Consider the following 24,887-nt stretch of genomic DNA (forward strand, 5'->3'; position numbering starts at 1 on the left):
GCATCGTGCGGTTAGAGGCGGCACTCCCGCCCCAGCCAGCGCCCCGGGGCTCATTCCCCGCGACGTGTCGAAGAAAGAAGGGCCGCCGAAGCGGCCCTTCGCGTGTCTTGTCCGGTCAGCCGACCCTGACGGTCAGCGGATCACGAAGGGCAGCAGGCCCAGGAAGCGGGCGCGCTTGATGGCCGCGGCCAGCTCGCGCTGCTTCTTGGCGGACACCGCCGTGATGCGCGACGGCACGATCTTGCCGCGCTCGGAGATGTAGCGCTGCAGCAGCCGCACGTCCTTGTAGTCGATCTTCGGCGCGTTGGGGCCGGAGAACGGGCAGGTCTTGCGACGACGGAAGAAGGGGCGGCGCTGGCCGCCGCTGGCGCCACCGGCAGAAGCGAAAGCCATCAGTTCTGCTCCTCGCTCTGGGTCTCTTCAGTCGGACGCGGACGGCGCGGGCGATCCTCGCGGCCGCCGAAACCACGCTCGCCGCGCTCACCACGCTCGCCGCGGTCGTCGCGGTCGCGCTTCTGCAGCATGGCGGACTGGCCTTCCTCGTGCTCCTCCACGCGGAGGGTGAGGATGCGCAGCACGTCCTCGTCGATGCGCTGCTGGCGCTCCAGCTCCTGGACAGCCGCCGCCGGGGCGGTGATGTTCATGAGCGTGAAGTGCGCCTTGCGGTTCTTGTTGATGCGATAGGTCAGGGACTTCACGCCCCAGTACTCGGTCTTTCCGACCGAGCCGCCATTCGCCTCGATGACGCCCTTGAACCGGGCGGTGAGTTCCTCGACCTGCTGCGCCGTCACATCCTGGCGCGCGAGGAACACGTGCTCGTAAAGCGGCATGTGCTCTTTTCGCCTTTCGTTTCCTCCGTCCACCGGCGCCGAGCCCTTCTCGCCTTTTCCGAAAGGCGCGAAGCACGGAAGGCGGGGACACGGGACGACGGGCTTAGCGCCCTGCCCTTGCGCTCACCCTCTCGGGATGTGCGCGAGAACCGTCCGTTCAGCCCCCGGCCGGGTGCGACGGAAGCGGCGCGTATAGCAGGTTCGACCGCAAAAGCAAGCGCAGCGGGGTGCGCGCCCTTTCAGCCCGCCTGTCGGATGGCGGCATCGAGAGCCGCGCGGTTGGCCTCGATCTGGATGATGACGGCGGCGAGGTGGCGGCCGGATGACTTCAGGCGGTGCAGCTCGGGCGGCTCCGTCGGCATGCCCGCTTCAAGGAATTCGGCGATCTCGTTCTCACCTGCCAGAAGCCGGCGATAGACGGCCCATTCGTCCGAGGCCATGGCATCTGGAACGATGTCCTGCAGGTCCGCGCCGAGCGCATCGATTCTCTTGAGTGCGGCCACCACGCCGTCGCGGCAGCGCTCCCACTCGTGGGCAAGCGCATCCCACTTGCGCTCCCTGCGGCGGTTGAAGTCCTCCTCGTCCTCGTCGGGACGGGGCGCCAGCATCAGAAGGGCATCGTGGCGCGCCAGCCACACCTGCAGCCGGCTGCGGAGCGGCCGCTTCGCGCCGGGGTCCTCCAGATTTCGGCGCACCTCCTCAAGGCGCGCGCGCGCCTCCACGAGGAAACGATAGCGGCGCTGACGCAGCAGATAGTAATAGCACTCGTCCAGGGTCGGCGGCGCAAGCGAGACCGAGGCGGTAAACCACGCCAGCTCTGTCTCCGGCCATGCCGCCCGCAATGGCCTGGGCAGCGCCACGAGACAGACCGCTGCCGCGAGCACACGACGCCGTGTCGGCATCTCACACTCCACGCCGCAAGGAGCCTAGAGTCTGGCGCAGGCGCGCCCCAGACGCAACTCCACGAGAACAGAACGGGCCGCCGGCGAAACGCCGGCGCCCAACGCATCGCGCCGGCGCCGCACCGCACGGCGGCCGGAAACCGTCGCGCCGACGCCCTCACCCGCCACGCCGACGGCCGGCGAGTTGCGCCACCTGGAGCACCGCGCGTTCGCAGATGGCGGGGGCCAGCGCCGCATTGCGGCGCGCCGCCAGGACGGCCTCGTCCACCGCCAGCAGCGCTTTCAGGCAGCGGGCGGGATCGAAGGCACGCAAGGCCTTCTCCAGCTTGGGCTTGCGCGAGAAGTGCACCATCGGCCGCGCACTGTCGATCACGCGGTCCGGGCTCTGGCCCGCGGCCACCTGAAGGGTCATCTGGTGCAGGCTGGAAAGCGCCCGCAGCAGGGCGCCGAGCACGGCATCCGGCCGCGTCGCCGCGCCCAAGGCCTTGGCGAGCGCAGCCACCGCCTCGCCCGTGGCGCCGGAGACGGCGGCGTCCACCACATCGTCCAGCGCCAGGGCCGAGGCATCGCCGACGATGGTGCGCACGTCATCCACCGTGACGCGCCCCTGACCCTGGGCATAGAGCGTGAGCTTCGCGATCTCCCCGCGGGAGGCCAGCCGGTCGCCGCCGATCAGCGAGACTAGGAGGTCACGCGCGTCACGGTCGATGCCGAGACCCGCCTCAGCCATCATGCTGTCCACGAGCCGCGCGAGGTCGCGCTCGGTGTCCGCATAGCAGGCGATGGCGAGGGCATTGGGGGATGATTCGCAAGCCGCGCGCAGCGGGGCGCCGCGCTTCAGGTCTCCCGCCTCCACCACCACCAGCGTGCCGGAGGGATGGTCCAGCACCGGCTGCAGCGCCGGTACGAAATTGCGGCCGCCGGCGCGCACCCACACCACGCGCTCGCCGCCGAACAGGCCGATGGTGGAGGTCTCGTCGATCAGCCGCCGGGGATCGGAAGCCAGCTCGTCACCTTCGAGCCGCACCAGGGCGAAGGGGTCGTGCGCATCGGGGATGGAGCGGCGCACCAGCCCCTCGACGCGCTCGCGCACCAGCCCCGCGTCGGGGCCGAAGATGAGCACCACATGGCGCTTCGGATCACGCCGGGCGAGGGCCGCCTCGGCGTCGCCGGGGCGGACCGCCACCATGGGTCAGTGCCCGGCCGCCTTGGCGGGCTCGGGCTTCGGCTGCTCCTTGCCCAGGCCGAGGAAGTAGGCCGCGAGCTGCGTCTTGATCTGGTCCACCACCTCGTGCGAGGCGCGGGTCTCCGCGTCGTTCTTGGCGCTGTAGTTGGCGAAGCGCTGGTCGCTCAGGTCGATGGTGGCGGTGGCCGCCGCCGAGCCGCCGGTGACCGGCTTCTTCTGAGGGTCGTCGCCCCGCACGAGGCGCCAGTTGGACGAGACCTTGATGATCGCGTTCTCGGGCAGGCCCGAGGACGAGTTCACGATAGCGCTGGTCGCGGAGGTGTCCACTGCGATGTAGAGCTGGAACGGTGCGCCCTTCGGGTTCCCGGCGCCGCCACCCAGGCTGTAGATCATCTCGTTGCGCAGATCGTTGCCGAGGCGGCCCTGGATCTGCATCACCTCGATGTCCGCCAGCTTCTGCTGGAGGCCGGGCCCGCCCACGGTGGCATTGTCCGCATAGAGCGGCTGGAAGCAGCCCGCGAGCCCTGCGGAGAGAAGCCCCACCACGGCGAGGCGCGCCAGCAGGCGCGCGCGGGGGCGGGAAACGAGGCCGGGCGCCAGCGCGGCCCCGGCGGAGGAGGTGTCAGGCAACGACATTCACGATCCTCTGCGGCACCACGATGATACGCTTCGGCGCACGGCCGTCGAGAGCCCGCTGCACGCTTTCCAGCGCCAGCACCGCCGCCTCCACCTCCGAGGGGGTGGCGGCGCGGGGCACCACGATGTCGTCGCGCTTCTTGCCATTGATCTGAATCGGCAGCGTGACGGTGTCCTGCGTGAGCAGCTCCGGCTCGGTGGCAGGCCAGGGAGCCTCGGCCACCAGCTCGCCATGACCCAGCAGCGCCCAGCATTCCTCGGCGAGGTGGGGGGTCATGGGCGCCACCACGCGCACCACCATCTCCGCCGCCTCGCGCAGGGCGAAGGCGAGATCCGCGGGAACACCCTCCTTCGCCGCGCGGGCCGCTGCGACCACGCCGCCGAACACGTTGGCGAACTCATGCACATGGGCCACGCCCACGTTGAAGCGCAGGCGCTCGATGTCCTCCGCCACCGCGGCCACCAAGCCGTGGGAGGCGCGGCGCAGCCCGAGCGCAGCCTCGCCGAACGCCTCCGGCTTCGGCGCCCCCGGCGCGGCGCCGAGCTCGATGGCCTCGCCCACCAGGCGCCACACGCGCTGCACGAAGCGCCAGGCGCCCTCGATGCCGCCCTGGGTCCACTCGCTGTCGCGCTCGGGCGGGGTGTCGGAGAGCATGAACCAGCGGGCGCAATCCACGCCGTAGGTGTCGGCCACCACTTCCGGCGCCACCACGTTGCGCTTGGACTTGGACATCTTCTCCGGCGGGGAGACGGCCACCGGCGTGCCGTCGGAGAGCTTCACCGCCTTGCCCGGGCCGGTGATCTTCACCTCCTCGGGGAACAGCCACTTGCCGTCCTGGTCCTTGTAGGTCTCGTGGACGATCATGCCCTGGGTGAAGAGGCCGGCGAACGGCTCGCTCACGTCCACCCGGCCGCACTTTTTCAGCGCACGGGTAAAGAAGCGCGAATAGAGCAGGTGCAGGATCGCGTGCTCGATGCCGCCGATATACTGGTCCACCGGCAGCCAGTGGGCCACCGCCGCCTTGTCCAGCGGCTTTTCCGCGGTGTCGGAGGCGTAGCGCAGGTAGTACCAGGACGAATCCACGAAGGTGTCCATGGTGTCCGTCTCGCGCCGGGCGGGCTTGCCGCACTTGGGGCACGGCACATCGCGCCATGCCGTGGCGCGATCCAGCGGATTGCCCGGCTTGTCGAAGCTCACGTCATCGGGCAGCTGCACGGGAAGCTGGTCGCGCGGGACGCCCACCGGGCCGCAGCTCTCGCAATGGATGATCGGGATGGGGCAGCCCCAGTAGCGCTGGCGGGAGATGCCCCAGTCGCGCAGGCGGAAGTTCACCTTGCGCACGCCCTGGGGCGCCTCGCCCACCCGGAAGCGCTCGAGCTGGCGGGCCACCGCCTCCTTGGCCTTCTCGATGCTCATGCCGTCGAGGAAGCCGGAATTGAACAGCGTGCCCTCGCCGTCATAGGCGATGTCCTCGACGCGGAAGGCGCCGGGGTCTGTGTCCGGCGGCAGCACCACGGGCACCACGGGCAGCCTGTACTTGCGGGCGAAATCGAGGTCGCGCTGGTCGTGGGCGGGGCAGCCGAAGATGGCGCCGGTGCCGTAGTCCATCAGCACGAAATTGGCCACGTAGACCGGCACCGTGCGCCCCGGCTCCAGCGGATGCACCACCTTGAGCCCGGTGTCGAAGCCCTTCTTCTCCTGGGTCTCGATGGCCTCGGCGGAGGTGCCGCCCTTCTTGCACTCAGCCACGAAGGCGGTGAGCGCGGGGTTCTTCGCGGCCAGTGCCTGGGTCAGGGGATGGTCGGGCGAAAGCGCCACGAAGGCGGCGCCGAACAGCGTGTCCGGCCGCGTGGTGTAGACCTTCACCGCCTTCTCGCCGCTCGCGGGCGAAAAGCCCTTGGCGAACTCGAACAGGACCTCCAGGCCCTCCGAGCGGCCGATCCAGTTGCGCTGCATCAGGCGCACCTTCTCGGGCCAGCGATCGAGGGTGTCGATGGCGTCCAGCAGCTCCTGGGCGAAATCGGTGATGCGCAGGAACCATTGGGAGAGCTTGCGCCGCTCCACGATGGCGCCCGAGCGCCAGCCGCGCCCGTCGATCACCTGCTCGTTGGCGAGCACGGTGTGGTCCACCGGGTCCCAATTCACCTCGCTCTCCTTGCGGTAGGCGAGGCCGTGCTCCAGGAAATCCAGGAAGATGCGCTGCTGCTCGACATAATAGCTGGGATCGCAGGTGGCGATCTCGCGGCTCCAGTCGAGGGAGAGGCCGAGCAGCTGGAGCTGCTCGCGCATGGAGGCGATGTTCTCGTAGGTCCAGCTCTTGGGGTGGATGCCCCGCTCGATGGCGGCATTCTCCGCCGGCAGGCCGAACGCATCCCAGCCCATGGGGTGCAGCACGTTGAAGCCGCGCATGCGCTTGTAGCGCGCCAGCACGTCGCCCATCACATAATTGCGGCCGTGGCCGATGTGGATGCGCCCCGACGGATAGGGGAACATCTCCATCACATAGAATTTCGGCCGCGGGTCGTCATTGCGGGTGCGGAAGATGCCGCGCTCGGCCCAGGTCTTCTGCCAGCGGGGCTCCGCCTCGCGGGCGTTGTAGCGCTCGGAGCCGCGCTCCGCATTGCGATCTTGGGTCCGATCTTGGGTCATCGTGCCGTTCATATACCTTGCGCCGGGGCATTCCCGGCAGAAAGCTCAAGCGCCGTGGGGGCTTGTCCGATGGCTGCGGGCGACTCGCAGGAGCGCGCGCGGGCCTTCGGCATCGGGGATCTCGAAAGCGGCGGGACTAGGACAGAAACCGGCGCGCCGGTCAACCACCGCATCGCAGCAGCGCCGCCATACACCTCCACCCTAAGGGCCGGCGCCGGCCGCGGCCAAGGGCCGGTTTGACTTGCCTCAATGGCCGCCATCGTCCATCAAACGCAGGCAACAAGGAGGATGGCGATGGGCCTTGCGCGCCACGGAACGCTGCTGAAAGTCGCGACCGCGACACTCGCGACCGCCACATTCGCGACCTTGGCGACATCGGACGCAGCCGCGGCGGAAGGCGCGGCGAGCCTCCGCGGCGCCGGGCTCTCGCCCCTGTGGGCCATCCCGTTCGCCGGAATGCTGCTTTCCATCGCGCTGTTCCCGCTGCTGGCCGGGCGCTTCTGGCACCACCACTACGGCAAGGTGGCACTGTTCTGGGCGGTCGCCTTCGCCGTTCCCTTCGCCCTCACCTACGGGCCGGAGCTGGCCGCCCGCGAGGTGGTGCACACCGCGCTGCTGGAATACATCCCCTTCATCATCCTGCTTTATGCGCTGTTCACGGTGTCCGGCGGCATCCTCATCACCGGCAACCTGCACGGCAGCCCGGCGGTGAACACCGCCATCCTCGCCTTCGGCACGGTGATCGCGAGCCTCATCGGCACCACCGGCGCCTCCATGGTGCTCATCCGCCCGCTGCTGCGCGCCAACGACAGCCGCCGCTACAACGTGCACACGGTCGTGTTCTTCATCTTCCTGGTGTCGAACATCGGCGGTTCGCTCACCCCGCTCGGCGATCCGCCCCTGTTCCTGGGCTTCCTGAAGGGCGTGAACTTCTTCTGGACCACCACCCACCTGCTGCACGACACGGCGGTGATCGCGGCGCTGCTGCTCGTCGCCTTCTACCTGCTCGACCGCTACTTCTACGCCAAGGAGAACGGCAGCCGGCCAAAGGCGGACCCCACGCCCGACACCGAGCGCCTGGGCATGCGCGGGGCGCAGAACCTGCCGCTGCTCGGCGGCATCATCGGCGCCATCCTCCTCTCCGCCTTGTGGAAGCCCGGCATCGTCTTCGACGTCTACGGCACCCATGTGGAGCTGCAATGGATGGTGCGCGACGTGCTGCTGGTGCTCATCGCCCTGGTTTCCCTCTCCATCACCCCCAAGATCATCCGCGAGCGCAACGGCTTCGACTGGGAGCCCATCCTGGAAGTGGCCAAGCTGTTCGCCGCCATCTTCCTCACCATCATCCCGGTCATCGCCATCCTGAAGGCGGGTCTCTCCGGCGCCTTCTCGCCTCTGGTGCAACTGGTGACGGACACCAATGGCGAGCCGGTAAATGTGTGGTACTTCTGGCTCACCGGCGCGCTCTCCGCCTTCCTGGACAATGCGCCCACCTACCTCGTGTTCTTCAACCTCGCGGGCGGCAACCCCCACCAGCTCATGGGGCCGCTGGCGGTAACGCTGGAGGCCATCTCGGCCGGCGCGGTGTTCATGGGGGCCATGACCTACATCGGCAACGCGCCGAACTTCATGGTGCTCTCCATCGCCCGCCACCGCGGCGTGAAGATGCCGAGCTTCTTCGGCTACATGGCGTGGTCGTTCACCTTCCTGCTGCCGTGCTTCGCGCTGCTCACCTTCCTCTATTTCCTGTGAGGCGCGGGCACGCCCGAAATGGCGACGCCCGCCCCGGAAAGCCGGGACGGGCGCGAAACTATTGGCTCCTGAAGTGCTTTCGCGCGCATCGAGCGCGACCACACGACGGGCCGGAAGTCCCTCCATGCCCCCCTGCCAATGGAGGGCGCATCCGGGCGATACGCGATTGCGCGCCTCACTCCCCCGCGAGGCGCAGAGGCGAGGCGAGGCTCGCCTCCACCCGGCGCAGGCGCGCTTCCGCCTCCTCGATATAGGCGCGGGTGAGCGGCACCGCTTCCTGCCGGCGCGCGATCTGGATGTGGAATACGTCCAGCCCCTGGTGGCGGAAGCCCATCTCGCTGCCGGCGAGGTAGAATTCCCACATGCGGCAGAAGCGTTCGTCGGTGAGGCGCACCGCCTCGTCCCAGCGTGCGAGGAAGCGCTCGCGCCACGCCTTCAGCGTCTCCGCATAGTGCAGGCGCAGCAGCTCGACGTCGGTGACCACGAGCCCGGCGCGCTCGATGTGCGGCAGCACCTCGGACAAGGCGGGAATGTAGCCGCCGGGGAAGATGTACTTGGCGATGAAGGGATTGGTGATGCCCGGCGGGTCCGAGCGGCCGATGGCGTGCAGCAGCATCACCCCGTCCTCCCTCAGCAGGGTGCGGACCTTGCGGAAGAACTCGCCATAATGGTCCACGCCCACATGCTCGAACATGCCCACCGAGACGATGCGGTCGAAGGTTTCGGGGATGTCGCGATAATCCTGCAGGCGGAACTCCACCCGGTGGGCAAGGCCGGCGTCATCAGCCCGCTGGCGGGCAAGGGCCAGTTGCTCCTTCGAGAGCGTGACGCCGGTCACCTTCGCACCCGCCACCTGCGCGAGATAAAGGCCGAGCCCGCCCCAGCCGGAGCCGATGTCGAGCACCGAGAGCTTTTCGCCGTCCAGCATCAGCTTGGCGGCGATATGGCGCTTCTTGGCGAGCTGGGCATCGTCCAGGCTCTGGCCGGGATATTCGAAATAGGCGCAGGAATATTGCCGGTCGGCATCGAGGAAGAGGGAGTAGAGACGCCCGTCGATGTCGTAATGGTGCGCCACGTTGCGCCGGGAGCGGTCACGCGGGTTGAACTGGGCGATCCGCCGCACCAGCATGCGTGCCCAGAACAGAAGCCTGGCGCCGAAAGTGGTGGAAGCGCTGGCGGTCGCCGGCTGCGCCATCAGCAGGGCGAGGAGATCGGCGATGGAGCCCTCCTCCAGCACCAGCGTTCCGTCCATGTAGGCTTCACCGAGCTTCAGCTCGGGATCGAGGAGGATCGCGCGCTCCGCCGCCCCGATGGTAAAGCGCACCGCAAGCGGCGGCTGGCCCGGCTGCGGCCGGCCGATGGTGACGGCCCGGCCATCGGCCATGGTCACCTTCAGGCCGCCATTGACAATCACACGACGCAAAACGTTCTCAAGCAACCGCGACATCGGCCGCCTCCGCGTTCATGGTCCGAGATCGTTGCCCTGGTCGTTCTCCCGTTCGGCGTCGTTCGCAGCCTGGGAACCCGTCGATTTGCACCGGTTTCCGGCCGTGTCGCGCACCCGTTCTGCGAGTGCAACCGCCGCTTTCTCTCATGCCCGAAAAACCGGCAGATGCACATCTACCGGATGGGATACCCCGGAGGCTCACCGGTCCGGTTGCGGCCGGAAGGGCGTAGCCGGTGGAATGAAACCATCAAGATTCCCGGAGGGCAAGTTTCGCGCCCGCCCCGACGCATAATTTTTCGCCGGCCGGTGCGATCGCCCAAGCGGGAGGCAGCCGGCTCCCGTGGTGCCGTTGCGGAATACCATCGCATCGGCGCGGCCACTCCGCCTGCGGCCTCTTGCCGGGAGCTTCGCCTTTACTCCGCCGCTCCGGCCGCTTAAGCGGGGGCACCTTCGGAAAAAGAAGTCCCCGATGCTCCGCAAGCTCTACGACTGGGTCATCGCCTATTCGGCGAAGCCCTCCGCCCCCTGGGCCCTCGCCTTCGTCTCGTTCGCAGAGAGCTCCGTCTTTCCCATCCCCCCCGACGTGCTGCTGGTGCCCATGACCCTGGCGCGCCCCGACCGGGCATGGCGCTACGCGCTCATCGCTACCATCGCCTCGGTGCTGGGCGGTCTCGTCGGCTACGCCATCGGCGCCCTGCTCTATGAAAGCGTCGGCAAGTTCCTGATCGATCTCTACGGCTACGGCAACAAGGTGGACGCCTTCCGCACCGCCTATGCCCATTACGGCCACTGGGTGATTCTGCTGAAGGGGCTCACCCCCATCCCCTACAAGCTGGTGACGATCACGTCCGGCTTCGCCGAATACAGCCTCGGCTGGTTCATCGCGCTCTCGATCATCACCCGCGGCGCCCGCTTCTTCCTGCTGGCGGCTCTGCTGCATTACTTCGGGCCCATGGCCCGCGAGTTCATCGAGAAGCGGCTGGGGCTCGTCACCCTCGGCCTGCTGGCGGTGGTGGTGCTGGGCCTGCTGGCGGCGGCCTACGTGATCTGAGGCAGGCGTACGCTCCATCAAGGAGGCAAGTTCCATCGCCCCCCGGTCCATGGCCGGGGGGCGATAGCGTCACTGGGTGCCCGACGGCCGGGACAGGATCGAGGCGGAGCCCGCCGTGGTGTCGCCCGGCGTGGCGCTGCCGGCCGAGGTGGGCTCCGACGCCGGCGCGGCCTCCGGGCTCGCGGCCACGGGCGGCGGCGCCCCGGCATCCGGCACCGGAACGGGTGCCGCCTCAGGCGAACCGGCTGGCGGCACGGCGGCGGGTTGCGATGCCGGTGCCGCGTCCGCCGGAGGCGGCACGGCAGGTACAGCGGCAGGCGCCGAGAGGGCCACATCGGCCTCCGGCGGGCGCGGCTGCGGCAGCGGGACGCTGGCGGGCGGCGCCACCGGGCGCGGCGGCGCGACGGTGATCCTCCCCGGCGGCACCATGGGCGCCCGCCCGGCCCCCGGCGGCAGCGCGCCAACCGGATGCGCCCGCAGCACCTCGCCGGAATAGGCATCCACCTGCAGGCTCAGCAGCCCCTCGTCGTCCGCAGCCGTGAGCACATAGACGCGCCCGGAAAGCACCGGGCGGGAAACCTGCCAATAGCCCATGGCCTGGAGCCGGCGCCGCACCTCCGAAGGGGGCAGCATGACATAATGCAGCGGGCCACGCGGGCGCGGCACATAGACGGGCGGACGCTCGTAGCCATAGGGCGGCGGCGCGGCGCCGTAGGGCTCCTCATAGATGAGATACTGGGCCGCGGCGGGAGCGGGCGCCGCGAAAGCCGCCGGAAGCGCGGCCACGCCGCAGGCGAGAAGCAGGGTCGCACGCGGGCGGGGAGCAGAACCTTGGGGCGATACGGCGCGGGCCATTCGGCCGGCGCGCCGCAGGAAGGCGGGAAGAGGCATGGTCCGTCGTCACCTGCACAGGCAGTAAATCAATGACGGCACTACATCTGCCCAATGCGGCGTCGGTGGGACCACAGGGCGGCGGCATCGGCCCCGTTCGTGACAGTCCGTTGCCAAACCATCCGCCCGCGCACCGCAAGGCCGTTGCGTGCCAGGGCATGCGCCCGCACCCTATCTTTCGCAGCAGACGTGCCATGCGCAATTTTTGGTCATAAAGGTGTCAGAGACACCACTGCACCGCTTGTGAAATGTTCAGTTTTCTGGCATCTTCCGATGGATAGGGAAGTCGTGCTGCCCTATCCCCCACATCAAAGGCTCCTTCCGCGCAACGCACACGCATGCGGATGGGCGCGCTCGGGCCTCGTGGCGTGGAAGTTGCAGTGCACGGCGAGACAGATAGGCCATTGCGCCGGGGGCGGCCGCGCGGCAGTTTGGGGCGAACGGCGCCAGCCGGGCCGCACCGCAGGCCGCCGGGCGAATACGCCGAAACGCAATGGGATCAGCCGGGCCGGAGGCGGAACGCACTTCGGCCCGACAATTGAAAAAGGGACGTAAAATGGCAGGGACTGATCGCAGGGATGGCTTGAGCGGAAGCGTGGCGACCGGTGCCGCCGCCGTGAAAGGCACGGCGATCGTCGGTCGTCCGGCGCCGTTCGGCCTGTTCGACCCGGCCCACGAGCGGGACGCCTGCGGCGTCGGCTTCGTGGCGGACATCAAGGGCCGCAAGTCCCACAAGATCGTCGAGGACGGGATCAAGATCCTCCTGAACCTCGAGCACCGCGGCGCCGTGGGCGCCGACCCGCGTGCCGGCGACGGCGCCGGCATGCTGGTGCAGATCCCGCACAAGTTCTTCGCCAAGGAGGCCGCACGCCTCGGCTTCACCCTGCCCGAGCCCGGCAAGTATGCGGTCGGCCACATCTTCATGCCCCGCGACGCGGAGGGCCAGGAGATCGTGCGCGCCACCTATGAGCGCGTGGTGGCGGAAGAGGGCCTGGTGCTGCTCGGCTGGCGCGAGGTGCCCACCGACAACTCCTCCCTCGGCGTCACCGTGCTGCCCACGGAGCCCAAGCACATCCAGGTCTTCATCGGCCACGGCGAGGACCTGACTGACGAGGACACCTTCGAGCGCCGGCTCTACGTGCTGCGCAAGGTCATCTCCAACAGCGTCTACAATGCCGGCGACGCCCGCATCGCCGGCTACTATCCGGTGTCGCTGTCGTGCCGCACCCTGGTCTACAAGGGCATGTTCCTGGCGGACCAGCTCGGCGCCTATTATCCGGACCTCTCCGACCCGGACTTCGAGAGCGCGCTCGCCCTCGTACACCAGCGCTTCTCCACCAATACCTTCCCGGCCTGGCCGCTGGCCCACCCCTATCGCATGGTGGCCCACAACGGCGAGATCAACACCCTGCGCGGCAACGTCAACTGGATGGCGGCGCGGCAGGCGAGCGTGGATTCGGAGCTGTTCGGCGCCGACATCTCCAAGCTCTGGCCCATCAGCTACGAAGGCCAGTCGGACACCGCCTGCTTCGACAACGCGCTCGAATTCCTCACCCAGGGCGGCTACTCCCTGCCGCACGCCGCCATGATGCTGGTGCCCGAGGCCTGGGCCGGCAACCCGCTCATGGACGAGGAGCGTCGCGCCTTCTACGAGTACCATGCCTCCCTCATGGAGCCGTGGGACGGCCCGGCCGCCATCGTCGCCACCGACGGCCGGCAGATCGTCGCGACCCTCGACCGCAACGGCCTGCGCCCCGCCCGCTACATGGTGACCACCGACGACACCATCGTATTGGCTTCGGAAATGGGCGTTCTCACCCTCCCCGAGGAGAAGATCGTCACCAAGTGGCGCCTCCAGCCCGGCAAGATGCTGCTGGTTGACCTTGAGGAAGGCCGCCTCGTTCCCGACGAGGAGATCAAGTCCGAGCTCGCCAAGGCCCACCCCTACAAGGAGTGGCTGAAGCACACCCAGCTCGTCCTGGAAGACCTGCGCCCCGTGGAGGCGCGCGAGGTGCGCACCGACGTGTCGCTGCTCGATCGCCAGCAGGCATTCGGCTACACCCAGGAGGAGCTGAAGCTGCTCATGGCGCCCATGGCCATCACCGGCCAGGAGGCGGTGGGCTCCATGGGCACCGACACGCCCATCTCCGTGCTCTCCAACAAGTCGAAGCCGCTGTTCTCCTACTTCCAGCAGAACTTCGCGCAGGTGACGAACCCGCCCATCGACCCGATCCGCGAGGAGCTGGTGATGAGCCTGGTGTCGTTCATCGGCCCGCGGCCCAACATCTTCGACCTGGAAGGCACCGCCCGCCGCAAGCGGCTCGAGGTGCGCCAGCCCATCCTCACCAATGAGGACCTGGAGAAGATCCGCTCCATCGGCTTCATGGAGGAGCGGTTCGACACCCGCACGCTGGACATCACCTACGCCGCAGACAAGGGCGCTGCGGGCCTCGAAGGCGCGCTGGAGCACCTGTGCGACCGCGCCGAGGCGGCCGTGCACGGCGGCTACAACATCATCATCCTTTCCGACCGCATGACCGGGCCGGATCGCATCCCGATCCCGGCGCTGCTGGCCACGGCGGCGGTGCACCACCACCTCATCCGCAAGGGCCTGCGCACGTCTGTGGGCCTCGTGGTGGAGACCGGCGAGGCGCGCGAGGTGCACCATTTCGCATGCCTCGCGGGCTATGGCGCCGAGGCCATCAACCCCTATCTCGCCTTCGAAACCCTGCTCGCCATGAAGGACGAGATTCCGGAGGAGGTCGACGACAAGGAGATCGTCAAGCGCTTCATCAAGTCGGTGGACAAGGGCCTGCTGAAGGTGATGTCCAAGATGGGTATCTCCACCTACCAGTCCTATTGCGGCGCACAGATCTTCGACGCGGTCGGCCTCAACTCCGAACTCGTGAACAAGTATTTCTTCGGCACCGCCACCACCATCGAGGGCATCGGCCTTGCCGAGATCGCCGAGGAGACGGTGCGCCGCCACCAGCTCGCCTTCTCCGACGCGCCGGTCTACCGCCTCGCCCTCGACGTGGGCGGCGAATATGCCTTCCGCATGCGTGGCGAGGACCATGCCTGGACGCCGGACACGGTGGCCACCCTCCAGCACGCCGTGCGCGGCAATGCGCAGGACCAGTACCGCGCCTTCTCCAGCATGGTGAACGCCAGCAACGAGAAGCTGCTCACCGTCCGCTCGCTGTTCCGCATCCGCGAGGCGGAGGAGATCGGCCACCAGCCCCTCGACATCACCGAGGTCGAGCCCGCGTCCGAGATCGTGAAGCGGTTCGTCACCGGCGCCATGTCGTTCGGCTCCATCTCGCGCGAGGCGCACACCACGCTTGCCATCGCCATGAACCGGATCGGCGGCAAGTCGAACACCGGCGAGGGCGGCGAGGAGCCGGAGCGCTTCAAGCCCCTGCCCAACGGCGACAGCATGCGCTCCGCCATCAAGCAGGTGGCCTCGGGCCGGTTCGGCGTCACCGCTGAATACCTCGTCAATTCCGACGTGATGCAGATCAAGGTGGCTCAGGGCGCCAAGCCCGGCGAGGGCGGCCAGCTTCCCGGCCACAAGGTGGACGCGGTGGTGGCCAAGGTGCGCCACTCCACGCCGGGCGTGGGCCTCATCTCCCCGCCCCCGCACCATGACATCTACTCCATCGAGGATCTGGCGCAGCTCATCTACGATCTCAAGAACGTGAACCCCGACGCGGACGTGTCGGTGAAGCTCGTGTCCGAGGTCGGCGTGGGCACGGTGGCGGCGGGCGTCGCGAAGGCGCGCGCCGACCACATCACCATCTCCGGCTTCGAAGGCGGCACGGGCGCGAGTCCGCTCACCGCCATCAAGCACGCAGGCTCGCCCTGGGAGATGGGCCTCGCCGAAACCCAGCAGACGCTGGTGGCCAACGGCCTGCGCTCGCGCGTGGCGCTGCAGGTGGACGGCGGCTTCCGCACCGGGCGCGACGTGGTGATCGGCGCGCTCCTGGGGGCAGACGAGTTCGCCTTCTCCACGGCGCCGCTGATCGCCGCCGGCTGCATCATGATGCGCAAGTGCCACCTCAACACCTGCCCGGTGGGCGTCGCCACCCAGGACCCGGTGCTGCGCAAGCGCTTCAAGGGCACGCCCGAGCACATCATCAACTACTTCTTCTTCGTCGCCGAGGAAGTGCGCGAGTACATGGCCCAGCTCGGCTTCCGGAAGGTCGAGGACATGGTCGGCCGCGCCGACGTGCTCGACCAGCAGAAGGCCATCAACCACTGGAAGGCCAAGGGCCTGGACTTCTCCAAGCTGTTCGCCCAGCCCGAGCGGCCCGCCGACGAACGCCTCGCCGGCATTCGCCACACCGAGCGCCAGCACCACCCCATCGAGAAGGTGCTCGACCGCACCCTCATCGCGAAGGCGGCGCCGGCCCTGGAGCGCGGCGAGAGGGTGGTGATCGAGACCCCCATCCGCTCGGTGGACCGTTCCGCCGGCGCCATGCTCTCGGGCGCGGTCGCCAAGCGCTACGGCCATGCGGGCCTTCCGGACGACACCATCCACGTGAAGCTCTCCGGCACGGCGGGCCAGGCCTTCGGCGCCTTCCTTGCCGCAGGCGTCACCTTCGATCTCGTGGGCGAGGCCAACGACTACGTGGGCAAGGGTCTCTCGGGCGGGCGCATCATCGTGCGGCCTCCGGCCCATTCGGCCATCGTGCCCGAGCACTCGATCATCGTCGGCAACACGGTGATGTACGGCGCCACCGAGGGCGAGTGCTACTTCCACGGCGTGGCGGGCGAGCGCTTCGCGGTGCGCAACTCCGGCGCCATCGCGGTGGTCGAGGGCACCGGCGACCACGGCTGCGAGTACATGACCGGCGGCGTGGTGGTGGTCATCGGCCCCACCGGGCGCAATTTCGCGGCCGGCATGTCCGGCGGCGTGGCCTATGTGCTCGACGAGGACAAGACCTTCGCCAAGCGCTGCAACCTCTCCATGGTCGACCTGGAGCCGGTGGAGGAGGAGGAGGACCTGCTGGAGCGCCTCCACCACCACGGCGGCGATCTGGAGTTCAAGGGCCGCATCGATGTGCACTCCGACATGTCGCGCCACGACGAGGAGCGCCTGCACCAGCTCATCGCCAAGCACCTGCACTACACAGGCTCGGCGCGGGCGCAGGCCATCCTCGACAATTGGGCGGACTACCGCTCCAAGTTCGTAAAGGTGATGCCGGTGGAATACCGGCGCGCCCTGCGTGACCTGGAGAAGCTGCGCGGCCTCGTGGCGGCGGAATAAGCCGACATCCGCCCTCGCCCGGCTCCCCGCCCGCAAGCGGGAAGGGCCGAAGCGGGGGCGCCGCCGGCGGCTGCGGAGCACCTCTTTCCGCGCGGCCCGGCCCGGCAGGGGCTCGCCCCCTCCCCCGCACGCCGGCCGCCCGCTCGGCCCCCGCATCCGGCTCGGACCGGCGCAACACGTTCCGGCACGCCAATTCCGAGTCCTCAAGCTGTTATAATTCTTGTAATGGAGCTGAGGTGCGCAGACGCGGCGCGCGCGGCGGCTCCCGCAACGAGGTTCCAATGGGCAAGGTCACGGGTTTCCTGGAAATTGATCGGCGCGAGCAGAAGTATCAGCCCGCCTCCGACCGCATTCGCCATTTCCGCGAATTCACTCTGCCGCTGCCCGAAGCCGAGGTGGTGAACCAGGCCTCGCGCTGCATGGATTGCGGCGTGCCCTTCTGCCACGGCCCCACCGGCTGCCCGATCCACAACCAGATTCCGGACTGGAACGACCTCGTCTATCGCGGCGAGTGGGAGGAGGCAGTCCGCAACCTGCACTCCACCAACAATTTCCCCGAGTTCACCGGCCGCGTCTGCCCCGCCCCCTGCGAGGAGGCGTGCACGCTGAACCTCGAAGACGTGCCCGTCACCATCAAGACGGTGGAGCAGTCCATTGCCGACATGGGCTGGAAGAAGGGCTGGATCCGCCCCGAGCCCGCCGCCGTGAAGACCGGCAGGAAGGTCGCCGTGATCGGTTCCGGCCCTGCCGGCATGGCCGCCGCCCAGCAGCTCGCCCGCGCGGGCCACGAGGTTCATGTCTACGAGCGCGAGCCCAAGGCCGGCGGCCTGCTGCGCTACGGCATCCCCGACTTCAAGATGGAGAAGAAGCACATCGACCGCCGCGTGGCGCAGATGGAGGCCGAGGGCGTCACCTTCCACTACGGGGTGAACGTTGGCGTCACCACCCCGCTCCAGGCGCTGCTCGATGGCCATGACGCGGTACTGCTCGCCGGCGGCTCGGAGGCCCCGCGCGACCCGCAGCTCACCGGCCAGGAATTCGAGGGCGTGCATTTCGCCATGCCCTATCTGGTGCAGTCCAACCGCCGCGAAGGCGACGAGCAAATCAACGAGCTGCCCATCATCGCGGCCGGCAAGCACGTGGTGGTGGTGGGCGGCGGCGACACCGCCTCCGACTGCGTGGGCACCGCCTTCCGCCAGGGCGCGCTCTCGGTCACCCAGCTCGACATCCGCCCGGTGCCGCCCATGAAAGAGGACAAGCTGGCGGTGTGGCCCTACTGGCCCACCAAGTTCCGCACCTCCTCCTCCCAGGCCGAGGGCGCCGAGCGCGAGTTCGCCTGCGCGACGCTGGGCATCGAGGGCCGCAACGGCCGCGTCACCGGCGTGAAGTGCGCCCGCGTGGATGCCAAGCGCCAGCCCATCGCCGGCACCGAGTTCGTGCTGCGCGCCGATCTCGTGTTCCTGGCCATCGGCTTCGCCCACCCCCTGCACGCGGGCATGCTGGCCGACACCGGCGTCACCCTCGACAAGCGCGGCAACGTCAGCGCCAATGACGACGACTACGCCACCTCCGTGCCCAAGCTGTTCGCGGCGGGTGACATGCGGCGCGGCCAGTCGCTCGTGGTGTGGGCCATCCGCGAGGGCCGGCAGGCCGCCCACGCCATCGACGTCGCGCTCATGGGCGCCTCGACCCTGCCGCGCTGAGCCCCTGTCGCACTGAGCCCTTGGGCGCATCTCGGCCCGAAATGATGGGCCCCTCTTTCCCGGCGGGAGAGAGGGGCTTTTTCATGCGCTGAAGGGGGCGCCTCGCACCATCGGCCCAGGCGCTTGACCGGCATGGGGCGGACCTGAGCGAGGACCATGGAAACGGCCCGCCGGAAAAGCTCGCGGGCCCCTCGAATCAGCCCGAAGCGTCGGTACGCCAGGCCCCGGGGCTCTTCCCGGTCCATTTGCGGAAGGCGCGGTGGAAAGCGCTGGGCTCCGAGAAGCCGAGATCGACGGCGATCTCGGCCACGTCCCGCCCCCCCTCCGACAGTGCCGCCATGGCGAGCGCGCGCCGCAGCTCATCCTTGATATCGCGATAGGTCTGGCCCTCCAGGCGCAGGCGCCGGCGCAGGGTGGGCTCCGGCATGCGCAGCTGGGCCGCCAGCTCCTGGAAGCTCGGCCACCGGGCCGGCGGCGTGGCGCGCAGCCGCGCGCGCACCTTGGCGAGAAGCCCCGCATCATGCCGGTAGCGCACCAGGATGTTGGCCGGCGCCCGGCGCAGGAACTCGCGCAGCGCCCGCTCGTTACGGATAGCGGGCAGCTTCAGGAAATCGGCATCGTAGGCTAGGCGGCTCTCGGGCTGGCCGAAGCGCACGGGCGCCCCGAAAAACTGCCCGTAGTCGGCCCCATGCGCTGGCGGCCCGCAGCGGAAATCCACCCGCCGCAGCGGCACGCGCCGGCCCACCAGCCAGCAGGTGATGCCATGCACCACGATCCAGAACGTGCGGTAGGCGAAGGCGGAGCGCGGCGCGCCGGCATCCTTCAGCACCACCTGGGCGAGGCCATCAGCCACCACCAGCTCGCCATGGGGATCGTCCATCACCAGGCGCAGGAAGCGCAGGGCCCGCCGCAGGGCCTGTTCCAGGGTGGCCGCGGAGAGGATGGCGTGGCACAGCAGGGTGAAGCTGCCGGAGCGCATGGGCCGCGCCCCCTCACCGAAGAACTCGTCGTCGATGGTGGCGGCGATGGCGAGCCACAGGGCGCCGTAGCGCTCGGCCGAAACCGGCTCGCGCACCACCTCCGGCAGGCCGGCGCGCGCCAGCAGCGGCCGTTCGTCGAGGCCGCGGCGGCGCAGGCATTGCAGGGCGTCCTCCACGAAGCCGGGCGAGATCATGCGCCGTTCCATGTGCCCCTCCCTGGCGCCGGGCTGGCTGGCCGCACATGGCAAAACCGATCACGAATTTAGCTCCATTCGGTCATCGTATGCCACCCATCTTCGTCGCTAGATCGAGCCAATCGAGAATGCGTCCCCGCCCGTCCGGAAGCCGGGGACCGATGGAGGAACGAAAATGGCCGACGCCACGAATCCCACCCCCACCCATGCGGAGGCCGCCCGCGACTTCCGCCTCGCCGACGTGGCGGCCCTGCTCGACGGCGACTTGGAGAGCGGCATCAACGCCTGCGTGGAGTGCTGCGACCGCCATGCGGCCTCGGGCGGCACCGCCCTCGACTGGGAGAGCGCAGACGGCCGGCGCGCGAGCTACACCTTCGCGCAGATGAAGGCGCTGTCCGCCCGCTTCGCGAACCTCATCACCGCCCAGGGCATCAAGCCCGGCGATGTGGTGGCGGGCCTTCTGCCGCGCACACCGGAGCTGCTCATCACCATCCTGGGCACCTGGCGGGCGGGGGCGGTCTACCAGCCCCTGTTCACCGCCTTCGGCCCCAAGGCCATCGAGCACCGGCTGAAGACCTCCGGCGCGAAGCTGGTGGTCACCGACACCCACAACCGCCCCAAGCTGGATGAGGTGGAGAAGGCGCCCCCGGTGGCGCTCGTCACCCGCCCCGGCGAGGCCGCGCCGCGTCCGGGTGACCTCGACTTCCACGCCGAGCTGGCGCGCCAGGGCGCCGAGTTCGAGCCCGTGCTGCGCAAGGGCACGGATCTCTTCCTCATGATGTCCACCTCCGGCACCACCGGCCTGCCCAAGGGGGTCCCGGTGCCGCTCAAGGCCCTGCTCGCCTTCCTGATCTACATGCGCGACGCGGTGGACCTGCGGCCCTCGGACAAGTTCTGGAACATCGCCGATCCCGGCTGGGCCTACGGCCTCTATTACGCGGTGACGGGCCCGCTGCTGCTGGGCCACGCCACCACCTTCTATGACGGCCCGTTCACCGCGGCCGGCACATATGACGTCATCAAGCGCCACGGCATCACCAACCTTGCCGGCGCGCCCACCGCCTACCGCCTGCTCATCGCCGCCGGTCCCGAGGCGGCGGCCAAGGTGAAGGGCCAGCTGCGCGCCGTCTCCAGCGCCGGCGAGCCGCTGAACCCGGAGGTGATCCGCTGGTTCGCGGAGCATCTCGACGCCCCCATCTTCGACCATTACGGCCAGACCGAGCTGGGCATGGTGGTGAACAACCATCACCGCCTGAAGCACGCGGTGCATCCCGGCTCCGCCGGCTTCGTCATGCCCGGCTACCGGGTGGCGGTGCTGGACGAGGCGGGCCGGGAGCTGCCCCCAAACGTGCCGGGCGTGCTCGCCATCGACATTGCCCATTCCCCCCTGCTCTGGTTCACCGGCTACTGGCGGCAGGAGACACCGGCCATGGCCGGCGGCTACTACCGCACCGGCGACACGGTGGAGCTGGAGGAGGACGGCCGCATCAGCTTCGTCGGCCGGGCGGACGATGTCATCACCTCGTCCGGCTACCGCATCGGCCCGTTCGACGTGGAAAGCGCGCTCATCGAGCATCCGGCGGTGATCGAGGCGGCGGTGATCGGCAAGCCCGATCCCGAGCGCACGGAGATCGTGAAGGCGTTCGTGATCCTGCGCGAGGGCCTCGCCCCCTCGGAGGAGCTGGCGGAGGAGCTGCGGCAGTACGTGAAGCACCGCCTCTCGGCCCACGCCTACCCGCGTGAGATCGAGTTCATGGCGGAGCTGCCGAAGACGCCGAGCGGCAAGCTCCAGCGCTTCATGCTGCGCAACCGGGAAACCGGCAAGGCGAACGGCGCGGCCTGAAGCCAAGCCCACGGCTCGGAGGGCGGATGCGCCAGCATCCCGCGCCCTGGCCCCGGGGGGCCGCGCACAACCATACGGGGGAGGAACAACCCATGCAGATCAAGGACCGCGTGTTTCTCGTCACCGGCGCCGGCTCCGGCCTCGGCGCCGCCGTCTCCCGCCTGCTGGTGGGCGGGGGCGCGAAGGTGGTGGGGCTCGACATCAACGCTGCAGCCGGCGAGGCCATCGCCGCCGAGCTGGGCGAAAGCTTCCGCTTCCAGAAGGCGGACGTGACCAGCGAGCCCGACGGCCTCGCCGCCGTGGCGCTGGCGAAGGCGGCGTTCGGCCACCTGCACGGCCTCGTCAATTGCGCCGGCGTCGCGCCGGGCGAGAAGGTAGCGGGCCGCGAAGGGCCGCACCGGCTGGAAAGCTTCGCCCGCGCCGTCTCCATCAATCTCGTCGGCACCTTCAACATGCTGCGCCTCGCGGCCGATGCCATCGTGAAGGAGGAGCCGGGCGCCGACGGCGAGCGCGGCGTCATCATCAACACCGCCTCCATCGCCGCCTTCGACGGGCAGATCGGCCAATGCGCCTACGCCGCCTCCAAGGGCGGGGTGGCGGCCCTCACCCTGCCGGCGGCGCGCGAGCTGGCGCGGTTCGGCGTGCGGGTGGTCACCATCGCCCCCGGCATCTTCGAGACGCCCATGATGGCCGGCATGGCCCAGGAGGTGCAGGACGCGCTGGGCAAAAACGTGCCCTTCCCGCCCCGGCTCGGCCGGCCGCCGGAATATGCGGCGCTGGTGGAGCACATCATCGGCAACGTCATGCTGAACGGCGAGGTCATCCGCCTCGACGGCGCGCTGCGCATGCCGCCGCGCTGATCGTGATGCCCAAGGTCCGCGCGCATCGTTCACGGACCTTGGACCAAGCCCGCGCGCGACTTGAGCAAAACCCACCCGGCGCCGGTCGAACACCGGGCCACGGTATAATAAGGGAGGAAACAACACATGACGGCCTCTGATCCCATCGTCATCGTCGGCGCCGCCCGCACCCCCATGGGCGGCTTCCAGGGCGACCTGAAAGATGTGAACGCCTCCACCCTGGGCGCCGCCGCCATCGGCGCCGCGCTGGAACGGGCGGGCGTCGCGCCCGACCAGGTGGAGGAAGTGGTGTTCGGCTGCGTGCTGCCGGCCGGCCAGGGCCAGGCCCCGGCGCGCCAGGCGGGGCTGGGCGCCGGGCTGCCGCTCTCGGCGGGCGCCACCACGGTCAACAAGATGTGCGGCTCCGGCATGAAGGCGGCCATGTTCGCGCACGACCTGCTCACCGCGGGCTCGGCGGGCGTGGTGGTGGCGGGCGGCATGGAGAGCATGACCAACGCCCCCTACCTGCTGGACCGCGCCCGCGCCGGCTACCGCATGGGCCACGGCCGGGTGCTCGACCACATGTTCCTCGACGGGCTGGAGGACGCCTACGACAAGGGCCGCCTCATGGGCACCTTCGCGGAGGATTGCGCGCAGGAATACCAGTTCACCCGCGAGGCGCAGGATGCCTTCGCCATCGCCTCCCTCACCAAGGCGCAGAAGGCCATCATCGACGGCTCCTTCGCGGCCGAGATCGTTCCCGTGACGGTGAAGGCCGGCAAGGCCGAGCGCGTGGTGGCGAGCGACGAGCAGCCCCCGAAGGCCAAGCTCGACAAGATCCCCACCCTCAAGCCCGCCTTCCGCGAGGGCGGCACGGTGACGGCGGCCAACTCCTCTTCCATCTCCGACGGCGCGGCGGCGCTGGTGCTGATGCGCCGTTCGGAAGCGGAGAAGCGCGGGCTGACCCCGCTCGCCGCCATCGCCGGCCACGCCACCCACGCCCAGGCGCCGAGCCTGTTCACCACCGCCCCCGTCGGCGCCATGCGCAAGCTCATCGAGAAGACCGGCTGGGCGCTCGGGGACGTGGACCTGTTCGAGATCAACGAGGCCTTCGCCGTGGTACCCATGGTGGCCATCAAGGACCTCGCTTTGCCGGCGGAGAAAGTGAACGTGCACGGCGGCGCCTGCGCGCTGGGCCACCCCATCGGCGCCTCCGGCGCGCGGGTGATGGTGACGCTGCTGGCCGCGCTCCAGAAGTACGGCCTGAAGCGCGGCGTCGCCTCGCTCTGCATCGGCGGCGGCGAGGCGACGGCGGTCGCCATCGAGCGCCTGAACTGAACCTTGGCGCCCCGGTTCCCCTCCGCGGGGGGAGGACGGCGCCGGGGCTCCGGAGGGCGGCATCCGGACCGGGCCCGGGCCTGGCCGGAGTGCCGCCCTCCCCCACCACAGGGCCAAGAACGGGCAGAAGAAACCACCAAGAAGAAATCCGCCAAGGGAGCGAAACCGTGATCCTCACCGATACCCAAAAGGACATCCGCGACATGGTCCGCGCCTTCGCCGGGGAGCGCCTCGCCCCCGGCGCCGCCGCGCGCGACCGGGCGCACGCCTTCCCCCGCGCCGAGCTCGCGGAGATGGGGACGCTGGGCTTCCTCGGCATGCTGGTGCCGGAGGAATATGGCGGCTCGGCCGCCGATCTCGTCTCCTACGCCCTGGCGCTGGAGGAGATCGCGGCGGCCGACGGCGCCACGTCCACCATCGTTTCCGTGCATTCCTCTGTGGGCTGCGGGCCCATCGTGAAGTTCGGCACCGAGGAGCAGAAGCAGCGCTTCCTGCCCAGGCTCGCCTCCGGCGAATGGATCGGCGGCTTCGCCTTGACCGAGCCGCACACCGGCTCGGACGCCGCCGCCATCCGCACCCGCGCCCGGCGCGAGGGCGACCATTATGTGCTGAACGGCGCCAAGCAGTTCATTACTTCCGGCAAGAACGGCAACCTCGTCATCGTGTTCGCGGTGACCGATCCGGAGGCGGGCAAGAAGGGCATCTCCGCCTTCATCGTGCCCACCGACACCCCCGGCTACGAGGTGGTGCGGGTGGAAGACAAGCTGGGCCAGCACGCGTCCGACACCTGCGCCCTCGCCTTCAACGACATGCGCATTCCCGAGAGCCTGCGCCTGGGCGCCGAGGGCGAGGGACTGAAGATCGCGCTCGCGAACCTGGAGGGCGGGCGCATCGGCATCGCCTCCCAGGCGGTGGGCATGGCGCGGGCGGCGTTCGAGGCGGCACAGGCCTATGCGAAGGACCGCGTGACCTTCGGCAAGCCCATCTTCGAGCACCAGGCGGTGGCCTTCCGCCTCGCCGACATGGCGACCCGCATCGAGGCCGCCAGGCAGATGGTGCTGCATGCCGCAAGCCTGCGCGAGGCCGGCCTGCCCTGCCTCACCGAGGCCTCCATGGCCAAGCTCCTCGCTTCCGAGACGGCGGAGCAGGTGTGCTCGGCCGCAATCCAGATCCACGGCGGCTACGGCTATCTCGCCGACTTCCCGGTGGAGCGCATCTACCGCGACGTGCGGGTGTGCCAGATCTACGAGGGCACCAGCGACGTGCAGCGCATCGTCATCGCCCGGAGCCTTTGAGAGGAAGCTTTCGACACGCTCCCGCTCCCCCATACCGGAGCGGGAGCGCCGCACGGCCCCGCCGCGACCCCCTCGCGCAAT

General features: G+C 69.3%; 17 protein-coding genes. 8 read left to right on the top strand and 9 right to left on the bottom strand.

Annotation, left to right across the window (positions count from 1 at the left end; genetic code table 11):
* Positions 1-132 precede the first annotated feature (132 nt).
* The 6 genes from rpsR to leuS form a co-directional block, all read right to left on the bottom strand.
* Positions 133-393 (bottom strand): 30S ribosomal protein S18, encoded by a 261-nt coding sequence (gene rpsR, locus V5F61_RS11375; RefSeq protein WP_393988076.1) that lies wholly within the window; start codon positions 391-393, stop codon positions 133-135.
* Positions 393-830: a 30S ribosomal protein S6 gene (gene rpsF / locus V5F61_RS11380; RefSeq protein WP_393988075.1), complete on the bottom strand. Its 438-nt coding sequence runs from the start codon at positions 828-830 to the stop codon at positions 393-395. Before rpsF ends, rpsR begins: the two co-directional genes overlap by 1 nt.
* Before the next feature lie 239 nt (positions 831-1,069).
* Positions 1,070-1,732, bottom strand: coding sequence for a hypothetical protein (locus V5F61_RS11385; protein WP_393988074.1), 663 nt, complete (start codon positions 1,730-1,732; stop codon positions 1,070-1,072).
* A 157-nt stretch (positions 1,733-1,889) separates the two neighbouring features.
* Entirely contained in the window at positions 1,890-2,921 is a 1,032-nt protein-coding gene (holA, locus tag V5F61_RS11390) for a DNA polymerase III subunit delta (protein ID WP_393988073.1), read from the bottom strand.
* 3 nt (positions 2,922-2,924) lie between these two features.
* Entirely contained in the window at positions 2,925-3,554 is a 630-nt protein-coding gene (locus V5F61_RS11395; RefSeq protein ID WP_393988072.1) for a hypothetical protein, read from the bottom strand.
* Positions 3,541-6,204: a leucine--tRNA ligase gene (gene leuS / locus V5F61_RS11400; protein ID WP_393988071.1), complete on the bottom strand. Its 2,664-nt coding sequence runs from the start codon at positions 6,202-6,204 to the stop codon at positions 3,541-3,543. The genes V5F61_RS11395 and leuS overlap by 14 nt, the downstream gene beginning before the upstream one ends.
* A 294-nt stretch (positions 6,205-6,498) precedes the next feature.
* Here leuS and V5F61_RS11405 point away from each other — a divergent pair, with 294 nt between their 5' ends.
* A complete protein-coding gene (locus V5F61_RS11405; RefSeq protein ID WP_393988070.1) occupies positions 6,499-7,956 on the top strand; it encodes a sodium:proton antiporter in 1,458 nt (485 codons plus the stop codon).
* A 175-nt stretch (positions 7,957-8,131) separates the two neighbouring features.
* Here the strand turns inward: V5F61_RS11405 and V5F61_RS11410 are convergent, their stop codons facing one another.
* Positions 8,132-9,403, bottom strand: a complete 1,272-nt coding sequence (locus V5F61_RS11410) for a class I SAM-dependent methyltransferase (RefSeq protein WP_393988069.1) — start codon at positions 9,401-9,403, stop codon at positions 8,132-8,134.
* A gap of 469 nt (positions 9,404-9,872) precedes the next feature.
* Between V5F61_RS11410 and V5F61_RS11415 the strand changes: the two genes are divergently transcribed.
* Positions 9,873-10,454 (top strand): YqaA family protein, encoded by a 582-nt coding sequence (locus V5F61_RS11415; RefSeq protein WP_393988068.1) that lies wholly within the window; start codon positions 9,873-9,875, stop codon positions 10,452-10,454.
* A gap of 69 nt (positions 10,455-10,523) precedes the next feature.
* Here V5F61_RS11415 and V5F61_RS11420 read toward each other — a convergent pair whose 3' ends face one another.
* Positions 10,524-11,345: a hypothetical protein gene (locus tag V5F61_RS11420; RefSeq protein ID WP_393988067.1), complete on the bottom strand. Its 822-nt coding sequence runs from the start codon at positions 11,343-11,345 to the stop codon at positions 10,524-10,526.
* A 556-nt stretch (positions 11,346-11,901) separates the two neighbouring features.
* On the opposite strand from V5F61_RS11420, the gene gltB reads away from it, so the two are divergent.
* Positions 11,902-16,614 (top strand): glutamate synthase large subunit, encoded by a 4,713-nt coding sequence (gene gltB, locus V5F61_RS11425; protein ID WP_393988066.1) that lies wholly within the window; start codon positions 11,902-11,904, stop codon positions 16,612-16,614.
* A gap of 281 nt (positions 16,615-16,895) precedes the next feature.
* Positions 16,896-18,317, top strand: a complete 1,422-nt coding sequence (locus tag V5F61_RS11430) for a glutamate synthase subunit beta (protein ID WP_393988065.1) — start codon at positions 16,896-16,898, stop codon at positions 18,315-18,317.
* A 196-nt stretch (positions 18,318-18,513) separates the two neighbouring features.
* Here the strand turns inward: V5F61_RS11430 and V5F61_RS11435 are convergent, their stop codons facing one another.
* A complete protein-coding gene (locus V5F61_RS11435) occupies positions 18,514-19,503 on the bottom strand; it encodes an AraC family transcriptional regulator (RefSeq protein WP_393988064.1) in 990 nt (329 codons plus the stop codon).
* Between the two features lie 163 nt (positions 19,504-19,666).
* Here V5F61_RS11435 and V5F61_RS11440 point away from each other — a divergent pair, with 163 nt between their 5' ends.
* The 4 genes from V5F61_RS11440 (at position 19,667) to V5F61_RS11455 (ending at position 24,806) form a co-directional block, all read left to right on the top strand.
* Positions 19,667-21,334, top strand: a complete 1,668-nt coding sequence (locus tag V5F61_RS11440) for an acyl-CoA synthetase (RefSeq protein WP_393988063.1) — start codon at positions 19,667-19,669, stop codon at positions 21,332-21,334.
* A gap of 92 nt (positions 21,335-21,426) precedes the next feature.
* Positions 21,427-22,194 carry an SDR family NAD(P)-dependent oxidoreductase gene (locus V5F61_RS11445; RefSeq protein ID WP_393988062.1) on the top strand — a complete coding sequence of 256 codons (768 nt, stop codon included), beginning with the start codon at positions 21,427-21,429 and terminating at the stop codon, positions 22,192-22,194.
* A 126-nt stretch (positions 22,195-22,320) separates the two neighbouring features.
* Positions 22,321-23,511, top strand: a complete 1,191-nt coding sequence (locus V5F61_RS11450) for an acetyl-CoA C-acyltransferase (protein WP_393988061.1) — start codon at positions 22,321-22,323, stop codon at positions 23,509-23,511.
* A 167-nt stretch (positions 23,512-23,678) separates the two neighbouring features.
* Entirely contained in the window at positions 23,679-24,806 is a 1,128-nt protein-coding gene (locus V5F61_RS11455; RefSeq protein ID WP_393988060.1) for an acyl-CoA dehydrogenase family protein, read from the top strand.
* The last annotated feature ends 81 nt before the right edge of the window (positions 24,807-24,887 follow it).

The organism is Xanthobacter sediminis, assembly GCF_043195015.1.
Lineage (GTDB): Bacteria > Pseudomonadota > Alphaproteobacteria > Rhizobiales > Xanthobacteraceae > Xanthobacter.

What these genes read in the sequence shown, in the direction of transcription:
- rpsR (WP_393988076.1), bottom strand. Translation starts at nt 393, where the DNA reads ATGGCTTTCGCTTCTGCCGGTGGCGCCAGCGGCGGCCAGCGCCGCCCC.
- rpsF (WP_393988075.1), bottom strand. Translation starts at nt 830, where the DNA reads ATGCCGCTTTACGAGCACGTGTTCCTCGCGCGCCAGGATGTGACGGCG.
- V5F61_RS11385 (WP_393988074.1), bottom strand. Translation starts at nt 1,732, where the DNA reads ATGCCGACACGGCGTCGTGTGCTCGCGGCAGCGGTCTGTCTCGTGGCG.
- holA (WP_393988073.1), bottom strand. Translation starts at nt 2,921, where the DNA reads ATGGTGGCGGTCCGCCCCGGCGACGCCGAGGCGGCCCTCGCCCGGCGT.
- V5F61_RS11395 (WP_393988072.1), bottom strand. Translation starts at nt 3,554, where the DNA reads ATGTCGTTGCCTGACACCTCCTCCGCCGGGGCCGCGCTGGCGCCCGGC.
- leuS (WP_393988071.1), bottom strand. Translation starts at nt 6,204, where the DNA reads ATGACCCAAGATCGGACCCAAGATCGCAATGCGGAGCGCGGCTCCGAG.
- V5F61_RS11405 (WP_393988070.1), top strand. Translation starts at nt 6,499, where the DNA reads ATGGGCCTTGCGCGCCACGGAACGCTGCTGAAAGTCGCGACCGCGACA.
- V5F61_RS11410 (WP_393988069.1), bottom strand. Translation starts at nt 9,403, where the DNA reads ATGTCGCGGTTGCTTGAGAACGTTTTGCGTCGTGTGATTGTCAATGGC.
- V5F61_RS11415 (WP_393988068.1), top strand. Translation starts at nt 9,873, where the DNA reads ATGCTCCGCAAGCTCTACGACTGGGTCATCGCCTATTCGGCGAAGCCC.
- V5F61_RS11420 (WP_393988067.1), bottom strand. Translation starts at nt 11,345, where the DNA reads ATGCCTCTTCCCGCCTTCCTGCGGCGCGCCGGCCGAATGGCCCGCGCC.
- gltB (WP_393988066.1), top strand. Translation starts at nt 11,902, where the DNA reads ATGGCAGGGACTGATCGCAGGGATGGCTTGAGCGGAAGCGTGGCGACC.
- V5F61_RS11430 (WP_393988065.1), top strand. Translation starts at nt 16,896, where the DNA reads ATGGGCAAGGTCACGGGTTTCCTGGAAATTGATCGGCGCGAGCAGAAG.
- V5F61_RS11435 (WP_393988064.1), bottom strand. Translation starts at nt 19,503, where the DNA reads ATGGAACGGCGCATGATCTCGCCCGGCTTCGTGGAGGACGCCCTGCAA.
- V5F61_RS11440 (WP_393988063.1), top strand. Translation starts at nt 19,667, where the DNA reads ATGGCCGACGCCACGAATCCCACCCCCACCCATGCGGAGGCCGCCCGC.
- V5F61_RS11445 (WP_393988062.1), top strand. Translation starts at nt 21,427, where the DNA reads ATGCAGATCAAGGACCGCGTGTTTCTCGTCACCGGCGCCGGCTCCGGC.
- V5F61_RS11450 (WP_393988061.1), top strand. Translation starts at nt 22,321, where the DNA reads ATGACGGCCTCTGATCCCATCGTCATCGTCGGCGCCGCCCGCACCCCC.